Below are 23577 nucleotides of genomic sequence, written 5' to 3'. Positions count from 1 at the left end.
CTGGGAGAACAAGATCGCCTTCTTTTCGCCCAAGGGCATCAAGGTGCCGGTCGCGTTAAGCGTCTTCCCGGACGAATTATTCGCAACACCGCGAACCTGGGCCGAGGCCGCCTACCCTAACCTCATCCACTACAACAAGGTGGCAAAAGGCGGGCATTTCGCAGCCTGGGAACAGCCGAAGCTCTTCACGGACGAGGTTCGGACGGGCTTGCGAAGCCTGCGGAAAGCTAGCTGACCTGTCCGGCGCGCGCATATGCGCGCCTCCCTCCTCCACCAGGGTACGAACATGCAACATGTGCATACTGCCAGGACAGAGACAATCGGCAGCCGAGAGAACGGCTTCGCGCGCAGCTCGGACGGTGCTCTCGACATTAGACTTTCAAATCCCGCCGGCCATCGGCTCGGCACGAACCCGGAGCAGCTTGTCGCGATTGCCTGGTCAGTGAGTTTCGCAAGTTCGCTGAAACATGTCGCCGACCTCAAGCGAGTCAAGCTCCATTCCGATGTCAGGATATATGCCAATGTGGATTTATCATCGGACGATCAGGGATATGTCGTTGGTGTCCGCCTTGATATCTATCTCCCAGGACTGGATCGCGACATTGCATCGCGTTTGATTGAAGCGGCTCGACTTGAGTGTCCATATTGCCGGGCGACCCGCGGGAACATCCATGCCTTTTACAATCTCGTCTGAGTGCTCGGGGCGTGCGAAGCGAATGTTGAGCCACAATGGCCCCGAAGAAGGCGTTAGAGTATAACGAGGCTCGGTGGAGGTGGTTAGAGGGAATGAAATGACGCGGGCGACAGGCGATGCGGCAGGTGAGCTGTTCTTCGGCCCCTTTTGTCTGAACGTGGGTCAGCGCCTCCTTGCGAAGGAAGGAGTTCCTGTCGATCTTGGTGCGCGCGCTCTGGACCTTTTGATCGCACTTGCATCCGCTCCAAATACCCTTTTGAGCAAGCACGAGCTGATGTCCCGGATATGGCCGGACGTTGTCGTAGAAGAAGGCAACCTGCGCTTCCATATGACCGGTTTGCGCAAAGCTCTCGGCGATGGGCAGGATGGGGCCCGTTACATCACCACGATTCCCGGCCGCGGCTACTGTTTCGTTGCACCGATCAAAAGCTCGTCCCCTGCACATGTCCCCGGTCACGACGCCATAAAATTCAGGCATGCCAATCTTCCCCATCGTTTGGAACGCATGGTCGGGCGCGATGGTGATATTCTTAATCTCTCGGGTCGGGTGTCGAAGTATCCGGTCGTTTCCATCGTCGGAGGTGGAGGCGTCGGCAAAACCACCGTCGCGATTGCGTTGGCCAATCATTTGGCGGGGTCGTTCGATGGGGCCGCGGTACTTGCCGATTTTGGAACGTTAAGTGATCCATCTCTCGTTTCGCCGGCCCTGGCGTCCATGCTCGGAATACCAGTCGGCTCCCACGACGTACGCCCCAGCTTGCTCGCCTATCTTCGTGACAAGCACATCCTTCTAGTGTTCGATACCTGCGAGCACGTAGTGGACACCGTGGCAGACCTCGCGGCGAGCATAATCGATGCCGCGCCACAGGTGCGCATCCTCGTCACGAGCCGCGAAGCGCTTAGGATCGAAGGTGAAAGCATCTACAAACTCGAAACCTTGGCTTGCGCTCCGGACGAGCCGGGGATCACTGCCGAAACCATCCTCTCCTATCCAGCCTCGCAATTGTTCGTCGAACGGGTTGCCGCGAGCGGAGCTGCCTTCGCAGCGAGTAAGGAGGACGCCCATATCATTGCAGCAATCTGCCGTAAGCTCGATGGTATGGCACTTGCGCTGGAGCTGGCTGCCAGACGGGTCGAGACCTACGGCCTCTCCCAGACGGCTGCCCTGCTCGATCAGCATCTTGCCCTGGCATGGGTGGGCTCGCGCAACGCGCCACCTCGTCAGAAAACGTTGCAGGCAACCCTCGACTGGAGCTTCGGGCTGCTGTCGGAACTTGAACGCACAGTTCTACGAAGACTGGCAATCTTCGTGGGCGATTTCACGCTTGATGCCGCGTGGGAGGTTATCGCCACACCTTCCCTTGACCGACCTGCACTCTTTAGTGCCATCGATAGTCTCGTTGCGAAGTCACTGCTCAGCGCGACCTCGTTCGGCGCTATGATGCGCTATCGATTGCTGGATACCACGCGCGCCTACGCGCTCCATGGGCAGACCGCAGACGATCGCGCCGGGCTGGCGGCGAGTCACGCGTCGTACTACCGGCGTTGGTTGGAGCAGTTCGGCCCGGATTGGCCAACACTCTCGAACGGACCTGAGCGACTGCCCTATTTCCTTGGCATCAACAACGTCCGGGCGGCCTTGGAATGGGCGTTCGGCGACAACGGTAACGCCGACATAGGCATCAGTCTGGCCGCTGCGGCAGTTCCCGTCTTTCAGGCGATGTCGCTCTTTCCGGAATGCCAGCGCTGGTCCGAGCGCGCTCTGTCCTCAATGGGCGACCATTATCAGGAAAGCCGTGAGGAGATGCATCTTCAGGCTGGCCTTGGCATGTCCCGCATGTATCTCCACGGCGGCCGTGACGCGCTGCCCGCGCTCACGAGGAGTCTGGAGATTGCCGAAGGTCGAGGAAATGCGGTCGATCAGCTGAAGGTCCTCGGCCCATTGAACATGTTTCATCTCCGAACGGGAGATTTCAAATCGGCGCTCCAGTGTGCCTATCGCTGCTCTTCCGTCGCTGAGGCGACCGAAGAGCCGTCCGCGATTTCGCTTGGGCATTTCTTTCTGGGCAATTCATTGCACTTCGGCGGCCAACTTAGCCGCGCCAGGCTCGAACTGGAGGCCGCGTTAGCGAGCGATCCGCTCCCCATCCGCGCGCCGGGAAGCTATGTCGGCTTCCAGGGACGCGGGCTCTCTGGCGGAATACTTGCCAGGAATCTCTGGCTTCAAGGCTTCCCTGACCAAGCGGCCGCCCGGGCGCGGCAAGCGATCAAGGAAGCGGCTGAGGCGGACCATTCGTTGACACTTTGCATCGCGCTGCTCGGTGGCATCGCCGTTTTCCTCTGGCGCGGCGACCTAGAGAGTGCACAAGAGCACATTGATTGGCTGATTTCGCGTGCCGGGCTGCACTCCCTGTCGCCATACGTGTTAGTAGCGAGAGGCTTCGAGGCGGAAATAGCTATCCGCCGGGGAGACCCCAGCGCAGGCGTCGACGGCCTCCGTCGGTGCATTGAACGGCTGCATGCCTCCACCTATGAGGTCTTCACCACCATGCTTGAAATCTCGCTGATAAAAGGGTTAGCGGCGCTCCGCAAAGTCGACGAAGGATTGATGCGGGTCGAGAAAGCCATCCAATCGGTCGAAACCAAAGGGGACTTCTGCTACGGCCCGGAACTCCTGCGAATAAAGGGGCACCTTTTGGGATCGACTTCCGCTTCGGATGAGGCACGCCATTGCATTGCAGGTGCCATCGCCGCCAGTCGAAAGATGAGCGCACGCAGCTGGGAACTGCGCGCCTCGTGCGATCTCGCTGCACTCGAAGCGGACCTGGGAAAGAAAAAGGAAGCCGCAACGATCCTTCGGCTAGTCCTTGATGCGTTCGACGAGGGCCACGATACAAACGATCTGCGACTAGCCAAAGACATGTCGATGCATGACGGTGATGTCCCGATCGGAATCCATCCCCCACAAGCGAACGGAGTTCCAAGAAGCAGACAGTTATGAGCGAGCCGGCAGCACGCAGCCGCAAAATTTTCGCAAACACCTCGCTCAAAGGTACACGATTGCTCCCATAGCGCCTTGATTCTTCGAACGGTTAGCGAAGTTAAAGTGACCGGCGCTCTTACCGGGACAAACCTGTGGCGGCCGACAACAAACTCCGCGCGGTTTCGCCAGTGGTCGTCTACGCTGTAAGCCAGGGCAACTTTTGACGGTTCGCGGATATTCCAGCCGTCTTCTGCAAGCCGCACCTTCTCGATCGCGGACTGAAGCGTGATGAGCGCCATCACGCAGGGAGGGGTGCGAGCTGGCCAGGCCTCGATCTAGTTTCGGCTGAGCTTACGATCGAGGAAATCGTGGATCAGAGGCGCCATCTCTGGCAGCTTGTCTTCGAGCGCGAAATGCCCAGTGTCGAGAAAGTGCATCTCGGCGTGGGGCAGATCCCGCAGGTATGGCGACGCGCCATCGGCCGGGAAGATCTTGTCGTTCTTGCCCCAGACAATAAGGGTCGGCGGCTTCTTTTCGCGAAAGAACTCCTGGAATTTCGGATACAGGGGGACGTTGGTCCCGTAGTCGTGGAAGAGGTCCAACTGAATGTCATTGTTTCCGGGACGATCAAGAAGCGGCTGGTCGTGCCCCCAGTTGTCGGGGTCGATGTGTGCGATGTCGCTCATCCCATCTGTGTACTGGAACTTCGTGGTTTCAGGCTTGATCAGCACCATCAGGGCCTGGCGGTTCTCAGGCGTATCGTTCTTCCAGTATGCCTTGATCGGGTCCCAGAATTCCTTGAGCCCTTCCTCATAGGCGTTGCCATTCTGGACGATTAGCGCCGACACGCGATCGGGGTGCTTCAAAGCGAGCCGATAGCCGACAGGGGCGCCGTAATCCATGACGTACATCGCGTACTGCTTGACATCCAGCTTGCCCAGCAGGCTATCGACGATGTCGGCATAGTGCTGGAAAGTATAGTCAAATTTGGTGTGGTCGGGCGCGTCGCTCTGCCCGAAGCCGGGATAGTCGGGTGCGATCACATGGTACTTGTCGGCGAGTATCGGAATCAGGTTCCTGAACATGTGAGACGACGTCGGGAAGCCGTGCAGCAGGAGCACGACTGGAGCGTCGGCTGGTCCAGCCTCACGGTAAAACACCTTGGTGCCGTCAATATCAACCGTGTGGTAGGTAACCTGCGGCACGACGAGCCCGTGCTCGACTGCGGACTTCTTGGCAGCAAGGGATATCGTTGGAATGGCTGTGGACGCGGAAAGCGCGAACACCAAGACAAGCGTTGCCCTGCTCAACATCAATCTGTTCATTTCAACCTCCAAAGTGACGGCGAAATTGATGGATCTTGGGCATGGTCGGCCGTCGGATGCCATGGATTGCTACGCCTGTCGAAGCTCCAGGACGAGTTAATTGTCGCAAGGCGTCGTGAATTTGCGTGAGGTATCGACCTCCAGAGGTCGCCGATCTGGGAGGGAGTGGCAGCCAGGCTCCTTAGGACTCTGTCGTCGCCATCGCAATTCCCTTGCTTGGCCTCAAATACGACTCCGATTATGTCTCGACCCAATTGAAGTCGATCAATGGCCCGGTCATAATTGTCGGCTGCTCTTACACCAGCTCCCTCATAATCGGCGCGGCGATCCAAGAAACAAATGTCAAGTCAGTGGTGTTCGTCGCAGACTTGCACCGGACATTGACGAGAGTGCCAGCGGGCTGGGCAAGAAGTCCCCAACGGAACTTTTGCCGCCGCGCTCGCACCCCTGTCCTCCAGCCCGAAGGCAAACAGGATCCCGCATTCAAGCTTTCTGACATTTCGGATCCATCTTTCGCGCCAGACACCTACATCCGACGCAATCGAAAGCCCCCGGAGTAGATACGAGCTATATCTGGCTTGGCATCGAATGGCGGGCCGTCAAAGCCAGCTACTCACGCGCTCGTGATCTTCACGAGTGCACGACCGTCAAGAGGCGAGAGCGCTTATATCGCTCCTTGCGCCCTTATCGAACTCCTCAACAGCCCGGGCATGCTCGGGCCGAATGCCTTCGCATGTCCCAACTATGGAGAAAAGAATGACCAACCGGCTAAAAAACAAGATCGCCGTTGTCACCGGAGCCAACGGCGGCATCGGCTTGGCGACTGCCAAGCTGTTCGCTGCCGAAGGCGCCCACGTCTACATCACCGGGCGCCGCAAGGAGCTGCTCGACGCGGCGGTCGCCGAGATCGACGGCAAGGTAACGGCGGTCAACGCTGACTCCACGAAAATGGAAGACCTCGACCACCTGTTCGCGCAGGTGAAGACCGACCACGGCCGCCTGGATGCCATCGTCGTCAACGCAGGCGGCGGCACCGTGCTTCCGCTCGGCCAGATCACCGAGGAGCAGGTTGATGACACTTTGGCGCGGAACGTCAAGGCCGTGATCTTCACGGTGCAGAAGGCGCTTCCTCTTCTCGGCAAGGGATCTTCGGTGATCCTGATCGGGTCCACGACGAGCATTGAAGGAACTGAGGCATTTTCAGTCTACTCGGCCTCGAAGGCAGCTGTTCGCAATCTTGCCCGCTCCTGGGCGCTCGACCTCAAGGGGACGGGTGTTCGCGTAAACGTGCTGTCGCCTGGACCGACTCGCACCCCCGGTCTCGTGGAACTCGCAGGCGATGACAAGAACGCACAACAGGGCTTCCTCGATGCTCTGGCGTCCACGATCCCGCTGGGTCGCGTCGGTGAGCCGGAGGAGATCGCGAAGGCTGCGCTCTTCCTGGCGTCGGACGACTCCAGTTTCGTCAACGGCGTCGAACTCTTCGCCGACGGAGGGAAGGCTCAGGTCTGATTTTTCGGTGGCGGTCGCTTCCCTCGGCTGCCACGCCAGCCGCCATCATGCGCCTTCTTGACGTGGGACGCTCCTGCACTGTCAATAGCGCGGACATCAACAGGCCACGTGAAGATTACAATCATGGACAAAGTCCTGCAGCTTGCGCTCGATCCGATCACCCAGTTCGCGGCGCTTGTCCTCGTCCTGGTGTTCGCGAGAACCCTCGTCCGCGGTAGGCCGACAGAGCGGTTCCTCGTTCACATTGCATTCTTCGTTATCCTCACCATCTTGCTCGTGGGCAACGACGTGGCCCCCTGGACTGCGGGCGTCGCCGATGAAGATCTGACCCACAAGACGTTCATCGGTATCGCCAAGGCGACATGGTGGGCTGGCGGCGCGATGGTTCTGGCCAGCTCGGTGCGCGTCTACCTCATCTTCGAGCGAAAGCCCCGAGAAGGACGCCTAATCCAAGACTTGCTGGTCGCGTTTATCTATCTCGGTGCGGCTCTCTCCATAATAGCCTTTGTGTTCGACCTTCCGGTGCGAACCCTGATCGCTACCTCCGGGGTTTTCGCGATCGTGCTGGGTCTCGCACTACAGAGCACTCTGAACGACGTTTTTTCGGGGATAGCACTGAACCTCGGGCGTCCGTACACCGTCGGCGACTGGATCGAGGTCGAGGGAGGCGTCCGCGGTCAGGTGGTTGAGACGAACTGGCGTTCGACGCATCTCTTGAACGACACCAACGACCTCGTGATCGTTCCCAACAGCACACTCGCGAAGGCCACACTGACCAATCTAACTGGTGCTGACTCCATCCATGGATCCAAGGTGGTCATTAAGGCACTTCCGACACGAACGCCGGCAGCCATCGAGGAGACGATGAGAACCGTGCTCCTTAGCGCGAACTCGATCCTGAAGTTCCCTCCGCCGTCCGTGTCAGTAACAGGCCTCGACGGTTCCGCGGTCGAAGTCGAATTGTCCTTCAAGGTCGCCAGCCTCGGCCAAACCGGAACTGCCAAGAGCGAGATCTTCGACCTGGTTTATCGGCATGCCAAGGCGGCAGGCATCCAGCTCTCCACGGCGGCGAACGTTCCAATCGAAGCAGCGTCGTCAGACCCTTCCAAACATCCCGGCACGCCTTGGCGGCTCCTGACATCGATCCCGCTGTTCTCCGCCCTCACCGAGGACGAGATGGAGACGGTCGCAAATAGCATGACGCGCTGCACGTTCAAGAAGGGGGTGGTGATCGCACCGCAGAATGCCTCAATGACGTCTTTGATGATCGTGCGCAGCGGAGTGGTGTCGGTCGAGCTGGACGACGACAATGGAGGGCGCGAGGAGCTGACCCGACTGGCTCCTGGAGATCTGTTCGGCGAACGTGGGGTGCTGATGGGGGCGCCGGAGCCCGCCACCATGCGCGCCCTCACCTTCGTCGTCGTCTACGAGATTTCGAAGGACCATCTCGCGAGTGTGATGCACGAGCGTCCGGCGCTCGTGGAGGAACTGAGCCAGCTCCTGGCGAAGCGCGTCGAGACCGAGGAGCATTTAAGGGCGGATGGCAGCGCGGGCGTGGAGGCGCATCCGATTTCATTGGCGGCCAAGATACGGCACCTGTTCAGGCTTCCGCATTGAGCTACTCGGCCGCCGGAACGTGTGAAGAGGGCAATAGTTTTCCCTGTGCGAGCAGCGCTATCGTTCCGACGGCAATCGCCCCTACCAGCACGTTGGCGAAGATGAACAGATACGGCGCAAGCTGGGTTCCGATACTGTCACCGCCACGGGACACCATCCTCATGGAGGCGGAAGCCAACGCGGTGGCACCCAGAGTTGCCGCCCAATAGGACGGAGCGAACGGCTGCTTCATGATCCAGGGCGAAACCCGGATCAGAAGCGCGGCCTGAAGCAGAGAGTAGCCCAGCAACCCGTTGGCGAAGAGATCCGGCGGGCCGGACGTCAGGCTGAGATACGCGGCACAAGCCACGGCAGGAGGTGCCAGGAGTATCCCAAGCGTGGGCCTGAGTGGCAACGCCATCTCGGGCGCAGTGAGAAGCCGCTGGAGAAGCACAGACTCCGTCGCAGCCCATGTGAACATTCCGGCACCGAACAGAAGCTGCGCAAGCGCCGTGTATCCGAATGAGCCGAGCACGAGGGCGGATACAAGCGACCCAGCCACTGTAGGCAAGTATAGTATCGCCGTGGTGGCTTCATGGTCGCGTCCACCGCGCCACATGATGCCGGTCCGCCAGGTAGCAAACAGGATTGAGAACCCCATTCCGAGGGCTAGAAGAACTACCGCCATCGAGTGCGAATACGGAAGGACAGCCCGCGCGACAAGCATCGTCGCGACGCCCGCAAGGCCGATGAAGCAACAATGGACGGGATGCTCGGCCTCCTCCATGGCTTCGTCTCGGGCAAAGATCCACTTGGCGGCGAAGAAGACGCTGATGATAGCCCAGACGCAGACGGCAATGACGTTGACCGCCTCGCCGATCATGTCAGGAAGCCCCCATAGCTCGTGCGCCAACCTCCAGTCGCCGCCAAGTCCGGCGAGGCCCAGCACCATCCCGTACATACCCGCGGGCACTCTCGGGAAACCCGGATGATCTCCAGCATGCATGTCCCTAGCCCTCCACAAACTTGTAGGCGCTTCCGTATCGGTCGACGTAACCGACACCGGGGTAGGTCCAGTGATAGCCGAGTACGCGAAGCTTCTCGTTGGCGGCCTTGTCCAGAAGCCCCGCGCGGTTTGCGAGGGCTATTTCCGGCTCGGTGTCGAAGCCGAAGTGCCAGGCGGGGTTTTCGAAAGATATGATATTGTTCGGGATGACATCTCCTGCGATGAGCAAGTTGCCGTCCCCGGCAAGCTCCAGCGAAATGTGGCCGGGTGTGTGCCCGCGTGTGCTGACGACGCTCATGCCGGAGACGATCTCGTCTCCCGGCTTCACGAGGGAGAGTCTGCCGTCGACCGCGAATAGATCCCTCTGCGCGCCGCGGGCAAATTCATGCAAAGCCTTCGGCATCGCGGTTTCGTATTCCGGATTCATCCAGAACGCCCATTCGGCCTCGCTGACATAGTAGTGCGCGTTGGGAAAAAGGAGCGAACCGTCCGGTCGCGTGGTGCCGCCGGAATGATCGGGATGGGCGTGGGTGAAAACGACCTTGGTTATGGATGCCGGATCCGCCCCGATAAAGTGGAGATTGGCAACAAGGCGCCCGTCGGTTGGCTGGAAGTTGGCTCCGGCCCCGGTGTCAACCAGGATGATATCTCTACCTTTCCGGATGAGCGGAACGTTGGTCTGCAAGGGAGCGCTGTCCGAGTCCCCGCCAAGCCGCCCAAGGGTGTCCACCCGCTCCCCGCTTCTGGCATCAGGCATGAGTATCTCGCCCGGCAGCATAATGTAGCCGTCGCTCAAGACCGTAATGTCAAACAGGCCGTGCCGGAGCGTGTGGAAGCCGTTGGAGAAGACACCGGGCGGAAGCATTTCGCGTTCTGGACTCATCGTCAGATCCTTAGCTCGCACGCGGGCGAAACCGTCCCGCTTCAAGCCGCAGTTTGTCGCGTCGAACCCGCTATTGCGAATGCGTTGTAGTGAGTTGTTGTGAGCCGCCGCAGAGCCGATCCCAAGCCTGTTCATCTCTGTGAGTTCTGGTTAGAAGCCCACGAAAAGGACCGCCTCATAGTTGCAAATAATATGACACGGCAGTACCCGATTGAGGCACCTATGGTGAGCGGGAGCAGTCAATGATTTTCGATCTCCAGTCGATCGGCGCCTTGGAACTGGAAGAGGCAGGCATTTTCACCTGGAACGTAGGGACGGATCTCGTTTTTGGCGATAGCTCCGTGGCCCTGCTCTTCGGCTTTCCTTTCGAGGTCTCAATGACCGGGCAAAAGATGTCCGCCTACCTGGCCCGCATACACCCGGACGACCTCCCGGAAGTTGCGCTCCAGATGCACAACGCCATCGCATCGTGCGGTACCTACAGCGTCCAGTACCGGGTTAGAGGCGCACTCAATGTATACCGTCTCGTCGCATCCCGCGGTCGGTGTTTCAGGGGCGGCGAGCGCGACATGACTCAGTTCGCCGGGATCATCTACCCCGTCGACCCAATAGAACCCGTACAGTAGCGATCGTCGCCGTCAGGTTAAGTCTGGACTACGGCCCCTCCCTTCAGCGTGAACGAGAACACGCTGCCCGTCGGTTCGTTCGGCGCCACCCAGAGAGTGCCGCCATGGGCTTCGACAATCGAGCGGCATATCGACAGGCCCATGCCCAGACCCGCTTCCTTCGTCGTGAAGAAGGCGTCGAATATCTGGTCGCTCTTCTGTGGATCGACCCCCGTCCCACTGTCGGCCACCACGATCAGTACCTTGCCATCGTCCCGGCGTTCCGTTCGCAGATGAAGCTGTCGCTTTCCGCCTGGTACCGATGCCATGGCTTCGGCAGCATTCAAAATCAGATTGAGGACGACCTGCTGCAGCTGAATACGGTCCCCGACAACCGCTCCGGCACTGGGATCGAGGTCCGTCGAAAGCACTATGCCCTGCCGCTGCAGTTCCCCTCGCGTCAACACGATCACGCTCTCGATCATCGAATTGACTTCGAGGATCTCCATGGACAACGGTGCCTTTCTTGCAAGCGCACGGATGCTGGCGATGACATCCCCTGCTCTGTGACCGTCGCGGATGATCCGTTCCGCTGCCTCCCGTGCCTCCCCGACGTCGATCTGATCCTCGCTAAGCCACTTCAGACAGGTTGCAGCGTTCATGACGATGGCCATTAGGGGCTGATTGACTTCGTGGGCAATGGAGGCTGTCAGTTCCCCCAGCGCCGTCAACCTGCCCGCTCGCGCGAGCAGGCTTTGGGCCTCCTCCATTCTCTTAAGGTCATCAATGTCGATGTTGGTGCCATACCACTTGATGATGGCGCCGTGCTCGTCCCGCATGGGGGTCGCCCGGATAAGAAAAGTGCGGACGGCGCCGTCAGAGCGGCGCATGCGCGCCTCGATTTCGCCTGCCTCGCCTAGGTGAAGCACCTCCGCCCACTTCCGCTGGACCTTCCCAATGTCTTCAGGATGTATGGCCCTTGCCCAGCCTTCACCCATCGACTGCTCCCGCGTCAGTCCCGTGAAGTCGTACCACCGCTTGTTGAAGCTCAGAAGCGTGCCATCGATGTCGCTGGTCCATGCAAGCGCTGGGATCATGTCGTACGCCTGTCGAAGTTCCTCGGCCGCGCGCCGGGCCTTTTCCTGTGTGTCTCTCGCAGCTTGGTACAGCCCGGCGTTTTCCAGGGATATTGCGGCCTGCGACGCCAGAAGCTCCAGGACAGCCACCTGTTCCTGCGTGAAGAGGTTGGTGGAAAGCCCGTTCTCAAGGAAGAGGACGCCGACCAGTTGTTTCAGCTTGACGATCGGGACGCATAGTATCGAAGTCGAAGGAGCATCCTGGAAGTAGGGATCGCTGGCAAAGGAGTCGTTCAGGACCCCGTCGAGGATCACGACTTCCTGCGTCCTCGTCACATACGCCAGCACCGTTTCCGGAAGGCTGCGCGTGAAATTTTCGAGCCTCACCGAAATCCGGTCGTCGTCGGTGACGGCTTCGGCGACGATCTGCATCTGACCGTCCCTGGGGAGCAGCAATAGCCCCCGGACCGCGCCGGAGTGCTCCAGGACTGTGATCATGAGACGTTCGATCAGGCGATCGAGCAGGATTTCTCCTGAGACCGCCTGCGACATCGTGAACACTGCCGCCATATCCAGCGGCTGGGAATCTGCCAGGACACTGTTGGCCTTCTCTGTTTGTTCAATCAGACCGGGCCACTGTTCGTCCAGCTGCCGTACCTTCGCGAGCGCACCCCAGCGGACGTAGCAGGATCGAGCGCTCCTGAGGAAATTATCCGCGGTAGCCCTCAGGCCGAGGTGAGCGCAGAACCGCGCGGCCAGTTCGTTTGCCAACCCTTCGTTCTGAACGAACCCATAATGGCGGGCGGAACCAGCCGCCTCCTCGTAGAGTTGGAGAGCTTCCACCTGCCTGTCGTCGAGGCGCGCCGCTTCGGCCGCGAGAAGTAGGCTTCTGTTGGTGAAGTTCTCTGGGCTGCTCCGCGCCCAAGCATCGATCTGGACCCGATGGCTGCGGATGGCTTCGAGATGCGATACCCGATCCGCTTTGTTTGCCTCAGTGGCTAAGGTTGCGTGGGCCAGCGCCTTGTAGAAATGGAACTCCGCTATCTCGATGAAAGACCGAACGTGCACGGCGCCCCCCGTGCGGCGGGCGGCCTCTAAAACTCCGGGATAGTCCCCCGACAGGAACCGGGCCTGCATGCGATAGATCCAGTGCCATTCAGACACAATCTTCAGCCGATCACCCGCTTCTTGGAGATAAGATTCGAACGAGTTCATCTCCGGCAGAGCGTCGCCTGTTTCCGGTCGGTCAAAACCGCCGAGCTCTCGTATCAGTAGCAGCTGTGCGACCGCACCGTCTGCCGCGAGCGAGAAACCGGTTCGTCTCGCCCCAACGAGGAAGCTCTGCGCATCCCTCTGCACCATGTCGAGGGGTACACCGCCTACAAGAAGGTGTGAAACGAGGGCCTGCGCCGGAGCGACACTGAACACCACATCCGCCCCGGCAATCGCAACGGCCATCGCCTGGCGGGAGTAATGCTCCGAGGCCGGGAGATGCTGGGTCCAAGGGACTACAAAGCAGCCGTAGCAGGAGTAGACCCGAGCCTTGAAGCGATCCAGCCCATGACTGTCAACGAGGTCCAGACCCAGCTTTCCGAAATGCTTCCCAGTTTCGTAATCGCCGAACCTCAGCCCCAAGGGAATGATGACTGAGACGTAGGCGTAGCAGGATGCATCGCAGTTGCCATGGCTAAGGCTGAGGGAAACCATCTTCGCATAGATGAGGTCTTCGAGGTTTCGGTCCGTAACGATGGCTGGGAGGATGGTGTAGGCCAGGACCTCCATCGCGGCGAGCCAATCCGGATCTCTCATTCTCGGCAGTTCCACAAGCTTATTTACGGGCCGCCCTGCCAATTGCCGATAAAGCTCTTCGACGCCAGCACGCACTTCGTCGTCCGCTGGATGGGCCGTCCATTCGATCCCGAAATCCCGAAGGTATTCCAACGCCACTTCGACAGCCTTGTCCTGATCGCCGAGCGTAAGGTTCAGCGAGGAGCGGAGCCCGACCACCGCCCCACGATCGACGCGGTTGCGGGCATGCGCGGCTAGTCCGCCGAGGTGTGTTTCGGCGACAGCGTGTTCGCCCGTAAGGAACTCGCACTCGGCTTGTTGCAGTTCGAGGGCGAATCTCAGATCGTATTGTTCCCAGGCATCGTCCCCGAGAAGGCTCAAGCCCGTCCTAAGGTACTTCAAGGCTGCGTGATAGGCCACGTTAGCCTTGGCGAGCCTGCCAGCATCGAGGAATGCTTCGGCTATCTGGACGCTTTCGTCCCCGGACAACACTTGCCCAAGTCCCCGTGCAAGCTGGTCTGCGACCTGGAAAATGCGGGTCTTCAATGCATCCGGTGGAAGGTTGGATAATAGCGCCTGACCGATCCGGAAATGGATTTCGGGCCTCTCGGCCTGCGGTATCATCCGGTAGGCCTCTTCCTGAACCCTGTCGTGAACAAGGACGAAGTCGTCTTCAGAGCGGAAAAGCAGCCCTCCAGCTACAGCCTCCTGCAGGATTTCGGCGATCTGCTGTTGCGTCTTGCCCGTGATCACCGCGATGATCTCAGCCGAGGCGCCGTTGCCGAGACATGACATCAACTTCACGATTTCGAGGGCCCGTGAAGGAAGCCTCCCAAGCTTGGAAACGACCAGATCTGCGACGTTGTCAGTGATCCTGGTCGCACTGATCCGACTCTCGTCCCAAGTCCACTCGCCGCGCTTCTGGTCGAATGCGAGCTGCCCCTCTAGCTCAAGAGCCTCAAGAAAGTGCAGGACAAAGAATGGATTTCCTCCGGTTTTTTGTCCCACGAGCTGTGCCAGAAAAGCAACTGATCCGATCTCTCTTCTGAGTATGTCGGCAAGAAGCTGGGCGATCTCGGCCTCGTCCAGCGGGCCGAGCTTCACCTCTTCGAAATGGCGGATCCCATTTCTCAGCGCTTCCCGCGCACCAAGCACCGGGTGTCCGGCCTGAACCTCATCGTCGCGGTAGGCGAAGATCAAGAACAGATGACGGACGTGGTCGTCGAGGGTGATCGTCTTGATGAGCTCGATGGTCGCGACATCCAGCCACTGGACGTCATCGATGAACAGCACCAGGGGGTGTTCCGCGCGCGCGAATACTTCGATGAATCGCTGAAAGACTAGATTGAAGCGCGCTTTGGCCTCGTGAGGCTGCAATTCCGGTGCGGGCGGCTGCTCGCCAATGACGAGGGCGAGCTCCGGGATGAGGTTGATCATGAGCTGAGCGTTTGGACCTAGAGAGGCCAGCAAGGTCGTGCGCCAGCGGCCCAGCTCGCTTTCCCCTAAAGCGAGGATCTGGCGCACCAGACCGCGGAACGCCTGCGCGATGGTCGCATACGGTATGTCGCGGGTGTACTGATCGAACTTCCCCGACGCGAACATGCATTCACTTGACGAAATCAGCTTGCGGAGTTCGCGGATCAGAGACGATTTTCCCACCCCTGTCGGACCCGATACGAGCGCCACGGCCTTGCCGCCTTCCGATCTGACAAAATCGAATGCGGATGCGATGGTCTCCATTTCGGTGGAACGACCATAAAGCCGATCCGGTACATTCAGCCGATCCGCCCCGTCGGCGGTGCCGACTTCGAAGTCTTCGAGAGCACCGGTCGAATTCCAGCTATCCAGACAGCGCCTCAGATCGCTGACTAGTCCCGCAGCGGTTTGATATCGTTCGTCGGAATTCTTGCTTAGAAGTTTGAGTACGATCGACTCAAGAACAGGAGGGACCGCCTCGTTTCGCTCGCGCGGCGGGATGGGTCGGCGCGCGACATGTGAGTGGATCCATTCCGTCGCATCAGTTGCCATGAACGGCAGTTCACCCGTCAGCATCTGGTAGAAGACGACGCCAAGGGAATAGAGGTCACTGCGGCTGTCGACGGGCCGCTTCATCCTGCCCGTTTGCTCGGGTGACACGTAAGGGAGGGAATCTGCCATTCCACGAGCGGTGGCAGGCAGTTCGCAGACGTTTGTCTGTGGACCAGCCTTTCCGAAGCCGAGCAGCCAAACCCTTCCCAAGTCGTCGGCAAGAAAGCGGTCTGCGCGGAGATCCCGGTGGATCAATCCTCTTTCGTGAACCTGTCTCACGGCTGCGGCCGCGTTGGTGGCTACGGCAAGAAATCGGCCCAGCTCGAATGGACGGCCTAGCTCGGCGGTCAGCGGCAGCCCGCCCTTGTCCTGAAGCACCAGGAACTCTCGCCCGTCATGACGTTCCAGCGATAATGGCGTTGCGGCCCACTTTTGATCGAGGCGGTCCGCCAAAGACAGCACGTATTCAAAACGCGGGTGGCATTCGCTGACAGTGTCGGGGGAAGCTGCCGTTACCAGTAGGAGGGGAGCACCGCCGTCACTCGACGTTGCCCGATAAAGCGCGCTGACGGCGTCCTGGCGTAGCAAGTGCATCTGGTAGCGCGACAGGTCCATCACGAAGCTCCGCTATGCCCTCGAGAGGAGGCGGCTCGTGATCCTAATCGAATTTTGAGGAGGCGGCACGGCCTGCCCGACATTATTTTCAAGCTGACTTAAACTACGCGGCGCAGCTCAGGCGGACATGGAAATTAGTGTGAGATACCGTGAGTTACTGTGAGTTTCGGCCGCTGGTTTGGGCGAGAGCCTAGCGATCCGGCTCCCGCCCAGCAGGATTATGCTTTAGCCTTGATGAAAGCCAGGATGTCAGGATTAAGGACATCGGGGTTTGTCGAAAGCATCCCGTGCGGATAGCCCTCGTATGTCTTGAGGGTGGCGTTCTTCAGCAGCTTCGCCGACAGCGGTCCGGCATCGGCGTACGGCACAACCTGGTCGTCAGTGCCATGCATCACGAGTACCGGAATCTCGATCTTCTTCAGATCTTCGGTGAAGTCGGTCTCCGACCAAGCCTTGATGCATTCGTAGTGCGCATTGGCGGCTCCCATCATTCCCTGGTGCCACCAGTTATCGATAAGTCCTTGGGAGACCTTCGCGCCCGGCCTGTTGAAGCCGTAGAAAGGCCCGGTGGGCACGTCGATGTAGAACTGCGAGCGGTTGTCGGCGAGAGCCTTCCGGAGACCGTCGAACACCTCCATCGGGAGGCCGCCGGGGTTCTTCTCGGACTTGATCATCACAGGGGGCACGGCGGCAACGATGACGGCCTTCGAGACCCGACCGGGCTTCGCGCGCGCAACGTAGTGCACGACCTCGCCGCCTCCGGTCGAATGCCCGACGTGGATCGCGTTCTTGAGGTCGAGCGCCTCGACGACTTCCGCCACGTCCGCGGCGTAGGTGTCCATCTCGTGTCCGGTGCGGCTATGTGAGGAGCGGCCGTGGCCGCGGCGGTCGTGCGCGATCACGCGATATCCCTGGGCGATGAAGAAGAGCATCTGGTTGTCCCAGTCGTCGCTGCTCAGGGGCCAGCCGTGATGGAACATGATGACCTGGGCATCCTTCGGACCCCAGTCCTTGAAGAAGATTTCCGTGCCGTCCTTTACCTTCACTTTGTCCATATGCTTATCCTCCGTTTCTGTTGGCTGATGTTTCTGCTTACTGGCGGCCGACGCTGTTGGTGCAATCGCCAGGGCGAGCGCTGCAGCGGATCCAGCGATCATCGCGTCCCGCCTTGTGAGTTCGAAACCCGTCTTCGATGTCATCGGTGTATCCTCTGGTTCTTGGATGGACGTCGGGGCGCGATCACGCGGCGGAGAGTCCAGGTGGTGTTTTGAAGAACGGCACAAAGTGCGGCAGGGACTCGATCCTGCGGAGCCACGCCTGCACATACGGATAGTCCGTGAGATCGATGCCACCTTCCGAAGCACGGGCGACATAGGCATAGAGCGCGATGTCCGCGAGCGTCAGCTTCCCGGTGAGCCAGTCCCGAATTTCGAGTTCGCTATCGAGAACTTTCAGGAGAGCGTAGGATCGGGAAGTCACGTCTCCCGGGACGGGCTTGGCGCTGAACAGCCGCGTTCGCCGTGCGGCGGCCATTCCATAGGCGAGTTCGCCCGCGGCGATGGACAGCCAGCGCTGGACTTGCGCGTCGGGAAGCCAATCCGCCCGGCGATATTTCTTTGCGAGGTAGATCAGGATCGCGTTCGAATCCCCGAGCACGACATCGCCGTCACTCTGAACGGGAACCTGGCCCAGCCTGTTCATCTTCAGGAATTCGTTTTTCTTCTGCTCGCCGCGTCGTATGTCGACTTCAACAAGTTCTACGCGCTGGTTTATGAGCGAGAGGAACAGCCGCACACGATGCGAGTGGCCTGACAATGGATGGCAATACAGAAGCATTCCTGGTCTCCAATCCCACGTGCGTTGTCGGCGCCGTTTGAGATTCGAGTATCCGGGCTCAGTCCATTCAGGTCTTTCTGAATCGTCGGCTGGTCGCTAGCCAATCGGCGGCGCACTAGATGACGACAAAAACGCCAGCGCGTGGCTCATGTTCGCAGTCGGCAGTGGACATTCCGATCCGAAACCCCAAGTCAACTTTGCGCCTCCATTCCGGCCATTAAGATAAGTCGAGCGGAATGTCCAAAGCCGACGTTCCGCTGGACGCCTGAGCCACCTACTGTATGGGCGGCAAGCAGCCATTCCGGACGCCAAACCATGGTACCTACTTTGTCGCGTAGCCGAAACAAGCGAGGCTCTAAAGCCACCTTCTCACGTTACGCGCGTAGTCGTCGAAAGCCGGGCCGAACTGGCGGCGCATCTTGGCTTCCTCGAAGGGGATGTGAACCCAATTGGCGGTAGCAAACACCAAGAGGGGGGCGACGAACATAAGAATAGCGCCCGTCGCCACAGCCACACCGAGGCTGAGGACGACGAGGCCCAGATACATGGGATTGCGGGTGAACTGAAAAGGTCCGCCGGTGACCAGCTTGTTGTTGGTTTCCGAGGTGGGATTGATCTGGGTGCCCTCACGTCTGAACAGTATCAAAGCCCAAACTGGAGCAATGAAACTCACCGCGATAAGCCCGATCCCGACGAAGAGGCTATGTACCCAAGGGACGACGGGCCACCCGGCCAAGTAGCTGGCGCCCGCAGTGAGGATCAAGAAGAGAAGGGCCCATATCGGTGGCGGAAGTTTCAACATATTCGTTCACCTCGCGCAAGGTGACCGGCGCTCTATTGCCGGCACCGGGAGCGACTATAAGGAATGTTGCCCCTCAAAGCCATTTGCGGCCGCTATGGGCCGATGCCGCCATTCTTAAATGGCGGCTTTGCGCCACAAGCGACCTCGATCTGGATTGATCATTTCCGATATGGCGATGCCGAGCTACGAAGGATAATCGAAGACGATCGACTGCTTTGCCATCCGAGCGTGATCGGAGAGTTGTCTCTTGGCAGCCTTCGGGATCGTGGCAGTGTCATTGCTTTTTTGGCAGCTCAGCGCGGAGCTGTTGTCGCCACGCACGACGAAGTCATGACGATGATCGATCGATACGGCATTTTCAGCATGGGTATTGGCTACACTGATGCGCATCTGCTGGCATCCGTTCGCCTTGAGCAGAAAGCAACCTTGTGGACCAGAGATAAGCGACTGCGAACAGCGGCTGAAAAAGCGGGCGTGTCACTACATATTCCGGCTGATGAGCCTCACTAGATGCCCGAGTTTTATGTTCAAAGGTTTTGCGAACCTTTACTGCTCTTGATGAGATACGAACTCATGACCACCACATAAAATCGCTTGTAAAATGAATCTGAACCATCGTTCGCGCGGGCTTCCCAGAATTGGCGTCCCTAAGTGGCGACCACGCGATTGGTGAAGGTTGACATCACCTCAGGAAGTGTATGACCCTGGTCAATCAAGATGCATTGACCGGTAATGAGCCTCTATTCCTTGAAGCTAGGAAAAGCGCGCCGTTGGCGGCTGCCCGGCGTTCTACGCCAAACAGAGGCGGCTCCGGCGGCGAACATCATTGTCCGCCAGCCGGCTCTATGGCACCGCGTAATCGCGTCGAGTCTGCGAGCGGGTGACCGTTCGTCCGCGGCTCAGCTTTGTGTCATGCGGCGGCCGACAAGGCTGATATCGTCGGGATTGATGAGGTCGTCGCTTGTCCAGCCGGACAAGTCGTATTCGCTCATGCAATCCTTGACCATCGCCTGCATGGCCGCGAGATCGCCGGTGGCGGTGGCAGCTCCCAGGGTCTCGATGCGGAGATTTTCGTAGTTACCGGCGTAATTGCGCTCGTAGAGTTCGTGGCGGCCACCGAATTCCGTGCCGATTGCGTCCCAAAGAAGCTTGAGGAGCTTGACGCGGTCGAGTGCTGCATAGCCGTTCGATCCACGGACGAAGCGGTCGAGATAGGGGCGAACGGCCTCGCTTTCGAAGTCTGCGGCGCTGGACGGCAGATAGATGAGACCGCTGGCGACATGGCGCTCTATCAGTTCCTTGATCCGCGGATAGGCCTGGGGCGCGAGCACGCGATAGGCAAGCCCGGCATTCAAGTTGGGCAGGTTGTAGCCGTCGGTGCCCTGCCAGTGAACGGGCGACTTGACCATGGCATCGCTCAGCGCGTGGAACGTATTGCGCCAGGCGATAACTTCACCGACACCCGCCTGCACGCCGCGGAAATCCTTCGAACCGGTCGCTTCCACTGCCATCGAGAACAGGCCGGCGATGAAGTCCAGTTTGACGGAAAGACGCGTGAGACCGTGCAGGGTGAAGCGCGGAATAAAGCCGGATGCCGGGAAGAACTGGTTGATCTTGTCGACATCGCCATAGATGAAGATGTTTTCCCAAGGCACGAGCACGTTGTCGAAGACCAGAATGGAATCATTCTCGTCGAGCCGGCTGGAAAGCGGATAGTCGAACGGGGAACCGGTCGCGGCAGCATTGAACTCATACGACGAGCGCGCAATCAGCTTGATACCAGGCGAGTCCATCGGTGCCGTGAAGATCAGCGCGAAGGACTTGTCCTTGATCGGGATGCCGTAATGGGCGATGAAGTTGTAATGGGTGAGCGCAGATCCCGTGGCCACCACTTTGGCACCCGAGACGATCAAACCCGCATCCGTTTCCTTCTCGACATGCATGAAGACGTCGCGGACTTCCTCGATGGAGCGGTCACGGTCTATGGGCGGATTGACGATGGCGTGGTTCCAGTAATCGAGACGTTCCTGCGTCCGACCATACCATCTGCGGGCATTTTCGGCATATTCACCGTAGAAGGCGGAGTTTGCGCCCAGGGTGCCGAGGAAGGATGCCTTGTAGTCAGGCGAACGGCCCATCCAGCCGTAAGAAACCTTTTGCAGTTCGGCGATGGCATCGCGCGATTTCACAAGATCTTCCGTCGTCTTGGAGCCGAGGAAGAAGGGGTGAGTGAGCTTGCCCGAACCCGTATCGGTCAACACGCCGATTTCGCTCTTCTTCTCATGGAAACGGTCGTACCAGCGGGCGACCATGCGGGCCGAATTCCGGAAGGCGGGATGCTCGGTGACGTTTTTCACGCGTTCGCCGTAGATATAGATCTCGCGGCCGTCCTGAATGCTTTCCAGGAATTCCGCGCCTGTATAGGCATCGGTCGTTCCCTGATGTTCAGGACTCCGCTTGGCAGCCATGTTGTGCATGTCGTTTCACTCCTCCGTTGGCCGGCCAAGAGATCTGCAAGCCGGTTTTCGACGTCGGGGAGCGCACTCCTGACGCTTCCCGTTCGTCAGATTCATGCGCCGGAATGGGCCCGAACGATAGGTATCATGCGATACCGGATCGGGTATCGCCATGACCCATGTCCAGCGGTAGCATCCAGCAAGATCGACGCTTGAGTGCCCATTATCAGGGCTGCGCTCGGTAGCGATCCATCGGAGGAGACCATGGACCAGCATCTTGAATTCCCCACCTCGTTCCATGGACAGGACACTCTGAAACTGTCGGGCTGCGTTCTGACGATTGGTGCGTTCGATGGTGTCCATCGCGGTCATCAAGAGCTGATCGGCACTGCCGTATGCCACGCCCGCAGGCTTGGTCTCCCCTCCGTCGTCTATACGTTCGATCCGCCGCCAAAGGTCCTACTGGCCGGCGCCCAGCCGCTGACCGAAATTGGCGACAAGCTTGCCCGAATGTCGGCGCTCGCACCCGATCATATCGTCGTCGCGCCTTTCGATACCGCCTATCGGGCACGGACGGCGGAGGATTTCATCAGAGAGATCGGCGCCTTCAACCCGCACATGATCTGGGTTGGCGAAGATTTCCGCTTCGGTTCCTGCAAGCGCGGAAATAGCGAGATGCTGGCGCATTACTTCGACACGCGCATTTTGCCGGCCGTACGTTGCGAGGCAGGCGAAATCGTCTCCAGCAGCCGGATCCGCGCACTCAAGGCGGCAGGCCGGTCGACCGAGGCCGCCAGCCTTGAGGGGTGGCCTGGCATTCGGTTCGATAGATGTCCGTCGGCGAATTTTCCTCTGACCAATGGTGCCTATCATGTCTGATGTCGAGCCTCGAGCCTTCCGCGACGCGTGCGGCGCTTTCGCCACGGGTGTCAATGTCATCACCGCACATTGCGACGGGCACGATCACGGCATGACGGCCAACGCCTTCATGTCCGTTTCGCTCGATCCGCCGCTTATAGCCATTTCCATTGCCGAGAAGGCGAAGATGCTGGGCAAGATACAGCGTGCCGGAAGGTTTGCGGTCAGCGTGCTTGCCTCCGGCATGGATCCGGTCGCCTGGCATTTTGCGGGAAAGCCGAACGACAACCTGCAGAATCTCTTCGAGACCATTGGCGGTCTGCCGGTTGTTCGAGGCGCCCTGGCGACCTTTGTCGCCGAGGTTCACGACGAGATTCTGGCTGGCGACCATACGATATTTCTGGGTCGCGTAACCACGCTCGTGCAGGCTCCGGAGCCGCAACCGTTGCTGTTTTTCAAGGGCAAGTTCGGGGAGATCGAGGACACCCGGCGCGCCCCGGCCAGCATGCTGAAAATCGAAACAGAGCTGATGTGGTGAGATTTCCTCATCGGTCCGCAAATACAACGAGACGCATCCAAGGAGGAGAAAATGCGAAACGTCACCCAGCAGAACATATCCGATGTCGTGATCGCGGCATTGTCGGCGGATATTCCCGCTCGTAACCGGGAGATCCTGACGAGCCTCATCCGCCATATCCATTCATTCTGCATCGAAGCGAAGATCACACATGCGGAACTCATCGCTGCTTGTCAGTTCCTGGTTCGCGCCGGCCACATTTCCGATGACGCCCGCAACGAGTTCATCCTGCTGTCCGATATTCTTGGCGTGGAAGTTCTCGTAGACATGCTCGACCACAAGGTGACCGATGGCGAGAGCGAATCCACCGTCCTCGGTCCGTTTTATCGCGAAAATCCGCCCGTACTGCCTAAGGGCGCTTCCATCATCCAGAAGCATTTTGAGGGCAGCCAGACAGTGCGGGTCAACGGCACGATCCGCGATACGGCAGGCCGGCCCATTTCCGGCGTAATCATCGATGTCTGGGAAGATGCGCCAAACGGCCTTTACGAACAGCAGGATCCCGAGCAGCCGGATTACAACCTGCGCGGCCGCTTCATGACCGACGCGAACGGCGAATATAGTTTTGTCGGCATTCGGCCGGCACCTTATCCAATCCCATATGATGGCGCTGCCGGCGAGTTGCTCAATTACATGGGTCATCATCCGTGGCGGCCCGGCCATATCCACTTCATGATCCAGAAGGATGGTTATCAGGGGCTCGTATCGCAGATCTACGATGCCGATACCCAATATCTCGACAACGACTCGGTCTTTGCCGTCAAGGAAAGCCTGATCGGCAAGATGAACCAGACTCCGGCTGGCTCCGACACGGATCTTGTCATGCAGTTCGATTTCAAGCTCAAGCCTCTCGCAGGCCAGACGGCAATCGCTGCGGAATGATGGAAACACCCCGCTCGGTCTTTACCACGGTCGGGCGGGGGGCTCGTTTTTGAGA

General features: G+C 59.3%; 17 protein-coding genes and 2 pseudogenes. 10 read left to right on the top strand and 9 right to left on the bottom strand.

Annotated features, from left to right (window positions below; translation table 11 throughout):
• The 3 genes and pseudogenes from BN77_RS20225 to BN77_RS35920 all read left to right on the top strand — a co-directional run.
• Positions 1 to 235, top strand: a pseudogene (locus tag BN77_RS20225) (epoxide hydrolase); the annotation flags it as partial.
• A 51-nt stretch (positions 236 to 286) separates the two neighbouring features.
• Positions 287 to 694, top strand: coding sequence for an Ohr family peroxiredoxin (locus BN77_RS20220; protein ID WP_007535354.1), 408 nt, complete (start codon positions 287 to 289; stop codon positions 692 to 694).
• 97 nt (positions 695 to 791) lie between these two features.
• Positions 792 to 3695, top strand: a complete 2904-nt coding sequence (locus BN77_RS35920; protein WP_007535353.1) for an ATP-binding protein — start codon at positions 792 to 794, stop codon at positions 3693 to 3695.
• 77 nt (positions 3696 to 3772) lie between these two features.
• Here BN77_RS35920 and BN77_RS35915 read toward each other — a convergent pair.
• Both BN77_RS35915 and BN77_RS20210 read right to left on the bottom strand, forming a co-directional pair.
• Positions 3773 to 3976, bottom strand: a pseudogene (locus tag BN77_RS35915) (DUF1348 family protein); the annotation flags it as partial.
• A 36-nt stretch (positions 3977 to 4012) separates the two neighbouring features.
• Positions 4013 to 5002, bottom strand: a complete 990-nt coding sequence (locus BN77_RS20210; protein ID WP_007535352.1) for an alpha/beta fold hydrolase — start codon at positions 5000 to 5002, stop codon at positions 4013 to 4015.
• Positions 5003 to 5758: 756 nt separating this feature from the next.
• On the opposite strand from BN77_RS20210, the gene BN77_RS20205 reads away from it, so the two are divergent.
• Both BN77_RS20205 and BN77_RS20200 read left to right on the top strand, forming a co-directional pair.
• Positions 5759 to 6514 (top strand): SDR family NAD(P)-dependent oxidoreductase, encoded by a 756-nt coding sequence (locus BN77_RS20205; protein WP_007535350.1) that lies wholly within the window; start codon positions 5759 to 5761, stop codon positions 6512 to 6514.
• Between the two features lie 123 nt (positions 6515 to 6637).
• Positions 6638 to 8131 carry a mechanosensitive ion channel family protein gene (locus BN77_RS20200; protein ID WP_007535349.1) on the top strand — a complete coding sequence of 498 codons (1494 nt, stop codon included), beginning with the start codon at positions 6638 to 6640 and terminating at the stop codon, positions 8129 to 8131.
• Between the two features lies 1 nt (position 8132).
• On the opposite strand, the gene tehA is transcribed toward BN77_RS20200, so the two are convergent.
• Complete coding sequence (gene tehA, locus BN77_RS20195; protein ID WP_040677468.1) at positions 8133 to 9116, bottom strand: dicarboxylate transporter/tellurite-resistance protein TehA; 984 nt, start codon at positions 9114 to 9116, stop codon at positions 8133 to 8135.
• A gap of 4 nt (positions 9117 to 9120) precedes the next feature.
• A complete protein-coding gene (locus BN77_RS20190; protein ID WP_007535347.1) occupies positions 9121 to 9999 on the bottom strand; it encodes an MBL fold metallo-hydrolase in 879 nt (292 codons plus the stop codon).
• A gap of 242 nt (positions 10000 to 10241) precedes the next feature.
• On the opposite strand from BN77_RS20190, the gene BN77_RS20185 reads away from it, so the two are divergent.
• A complete protein-coding gene (locus BN77_RS20185; RefSeq protein ID WP_007535344.1) occupies positions 10242 to 10625 on the top strand; it encodes a PAS domain-containing protein in 384 nt (127 codons plus the stop codon).
• Positions 10626 to 10642: 17 nt separating this feature from the next.
• Here the strand turns inward: BN77_RS20185 and BN77_RS20180 are convergent, their stop codons facing one another.
• From BN77_RS20180 to BN77_RS20165, 4 genes are all read right to left on the bottom strand, one after another.
• The gene (locus tag BN77_RS20180) at positions 10643 to 16111 is read right to left on the bottom strand and encodes an AAA family ATPase (protein ID WP_007535342.1); all 5469 of its coding nucleotides are present in this window, start codon (positions 16109 to 16111) and stop codon (positions 10643 to 10645) included.
• Between the two features lie 218 nt (positions 16112 to 16329).
• Positions 16330 to 17166 (bottom strand): alpha/beta fold hydrolase, encoded by an 837-nt coding sequence (locus tag BN77_RS20175; protein ID WP_040678007.1) that lies wholly within the window; start codon positions 17164 to 17166, stop codon positions 16330 to 16332.
• 184 nt (positions 17167 to 17350) lie between these two features.
• Positions 17351 to 17947, bottom strand: a complete 597-nt coding sequence (locus BN77_RS20170) for a glutathione S-transferase family protein (RefSeq protein WP_007535339.1) — start codon at positions 17945 to 17947, stop codon at positions 17351 to 17353.
• A 355-nt stretch (positions 17948 to 18302) separates the two neighbouring features.
• Positions 18303 to 18749 carry a methyltransferase family protein gene (locus BN77_RS20165; protein WP_007535337.1) on the bottom strand — a complete coding sequence of 149 codons (447 nt, stop codon included), beginning with the start codon at positions 18747 to 18749 and terminating at the stop codon, positions 18303 to 18305.
• A gap of 102 nt (positions 18750 to 18851) precedes the next feature.
• On the opposite strand from BN77_RS20165, the gene BN77_RS34885 reads away from it, so the two are divergent.
• Entirely contained in the window at positions 18852 to 19259 is a 408-nt protein-coding gene (locus BN77_RS34885; RefSeq protein WP_051177207.1) for a type II toxin-antitoxin system VapC family toxin, read from the top strand.
• A gap of 389 nt (positions 19260 to 19648) precedes the next feature.
• Here BN77_RS34885 and BN77_RS20155 read toward each other — a convergent pair whose 3' ends face one another.
• Positions 19649 to 21226 carry a 4-hydroxyphenylacetate 3-hydroxylase N-terminal domain-containing protein gene (locus tag BN77_RS20155; protein WP_007535332.1) on the bottom strand — a complete coding sequence of 526 codons (1578 nt, stop codon included), beginning with the start codon at positions 21224 to 21226 and terminating at the stop codon, positions 19649 to 19651.
• Between the two features lie 243 nt (positions 21227 to 21469).
• Between BN77_RS20155 and BN77_RS20150 the strand changes: the two genes are divergently transcribed.
• The 3 genes from BN77_RS20150 to BN77_RS20140 are packed head-to-tail and all read left to right on the top strand — an operon-like array spanning position 21470 to position 23522.
• Positions 21470 to 22084 carry a Riboflavin kinase (fragment) gene (locus BN77_RS20150; protein ID WP_007535329.1) on the top strand — a complete coding sequence of 205 codons (615 nt, stop codon included), beginning with the start codon at positions 21470 to 21472 and terminating at the stop codon, positions 22082 to 22084.
• Positions 22077 to 22601, top strand: coding sequence for a flavin reductase family protein (locus BN77_RS20145; RefSeq protein WP_040677465.1), 525 nt, complete (start codon positions 22077 to 22079; stop codon positions 22599 to 22601). Before BN77_RS20150 ends, BN77_RS20145 begins: the two co-directional genes overlap by 8 nt.
• Positions 22602 to 22652: 51 nt before the next feature.
• Positions 22653 to 23522 carry a dioxygenase family protein gene (locus tag BN77_RS20140; protein ID WP_007535326.1) on the top strand — a complete coding sequence of 290 codons (870 nt, stop codon included), beginning with the start codon at positions 22653 to 22655 and terminating at the stop codon, positions 23520 to 23522.
• Positions 23523 to 23577: the final 55 nt, after the last annotated feature.

Origin of the sequence: Rhizobium mesoamericanum STM3625 (assembly GCF_000312665.1) — a bacterium.
Taxonomy (GTDB): domain Bacteria; phylum Pseudomonadota; class Alphaproteobacteria; order Rhizobiales; family Rhizobiaceae; genus Rhizobium; species Rhizobium mesoamericanum.
This window is presented reverse-complemented; position numbering and strand designations above follow the sequence as displayed.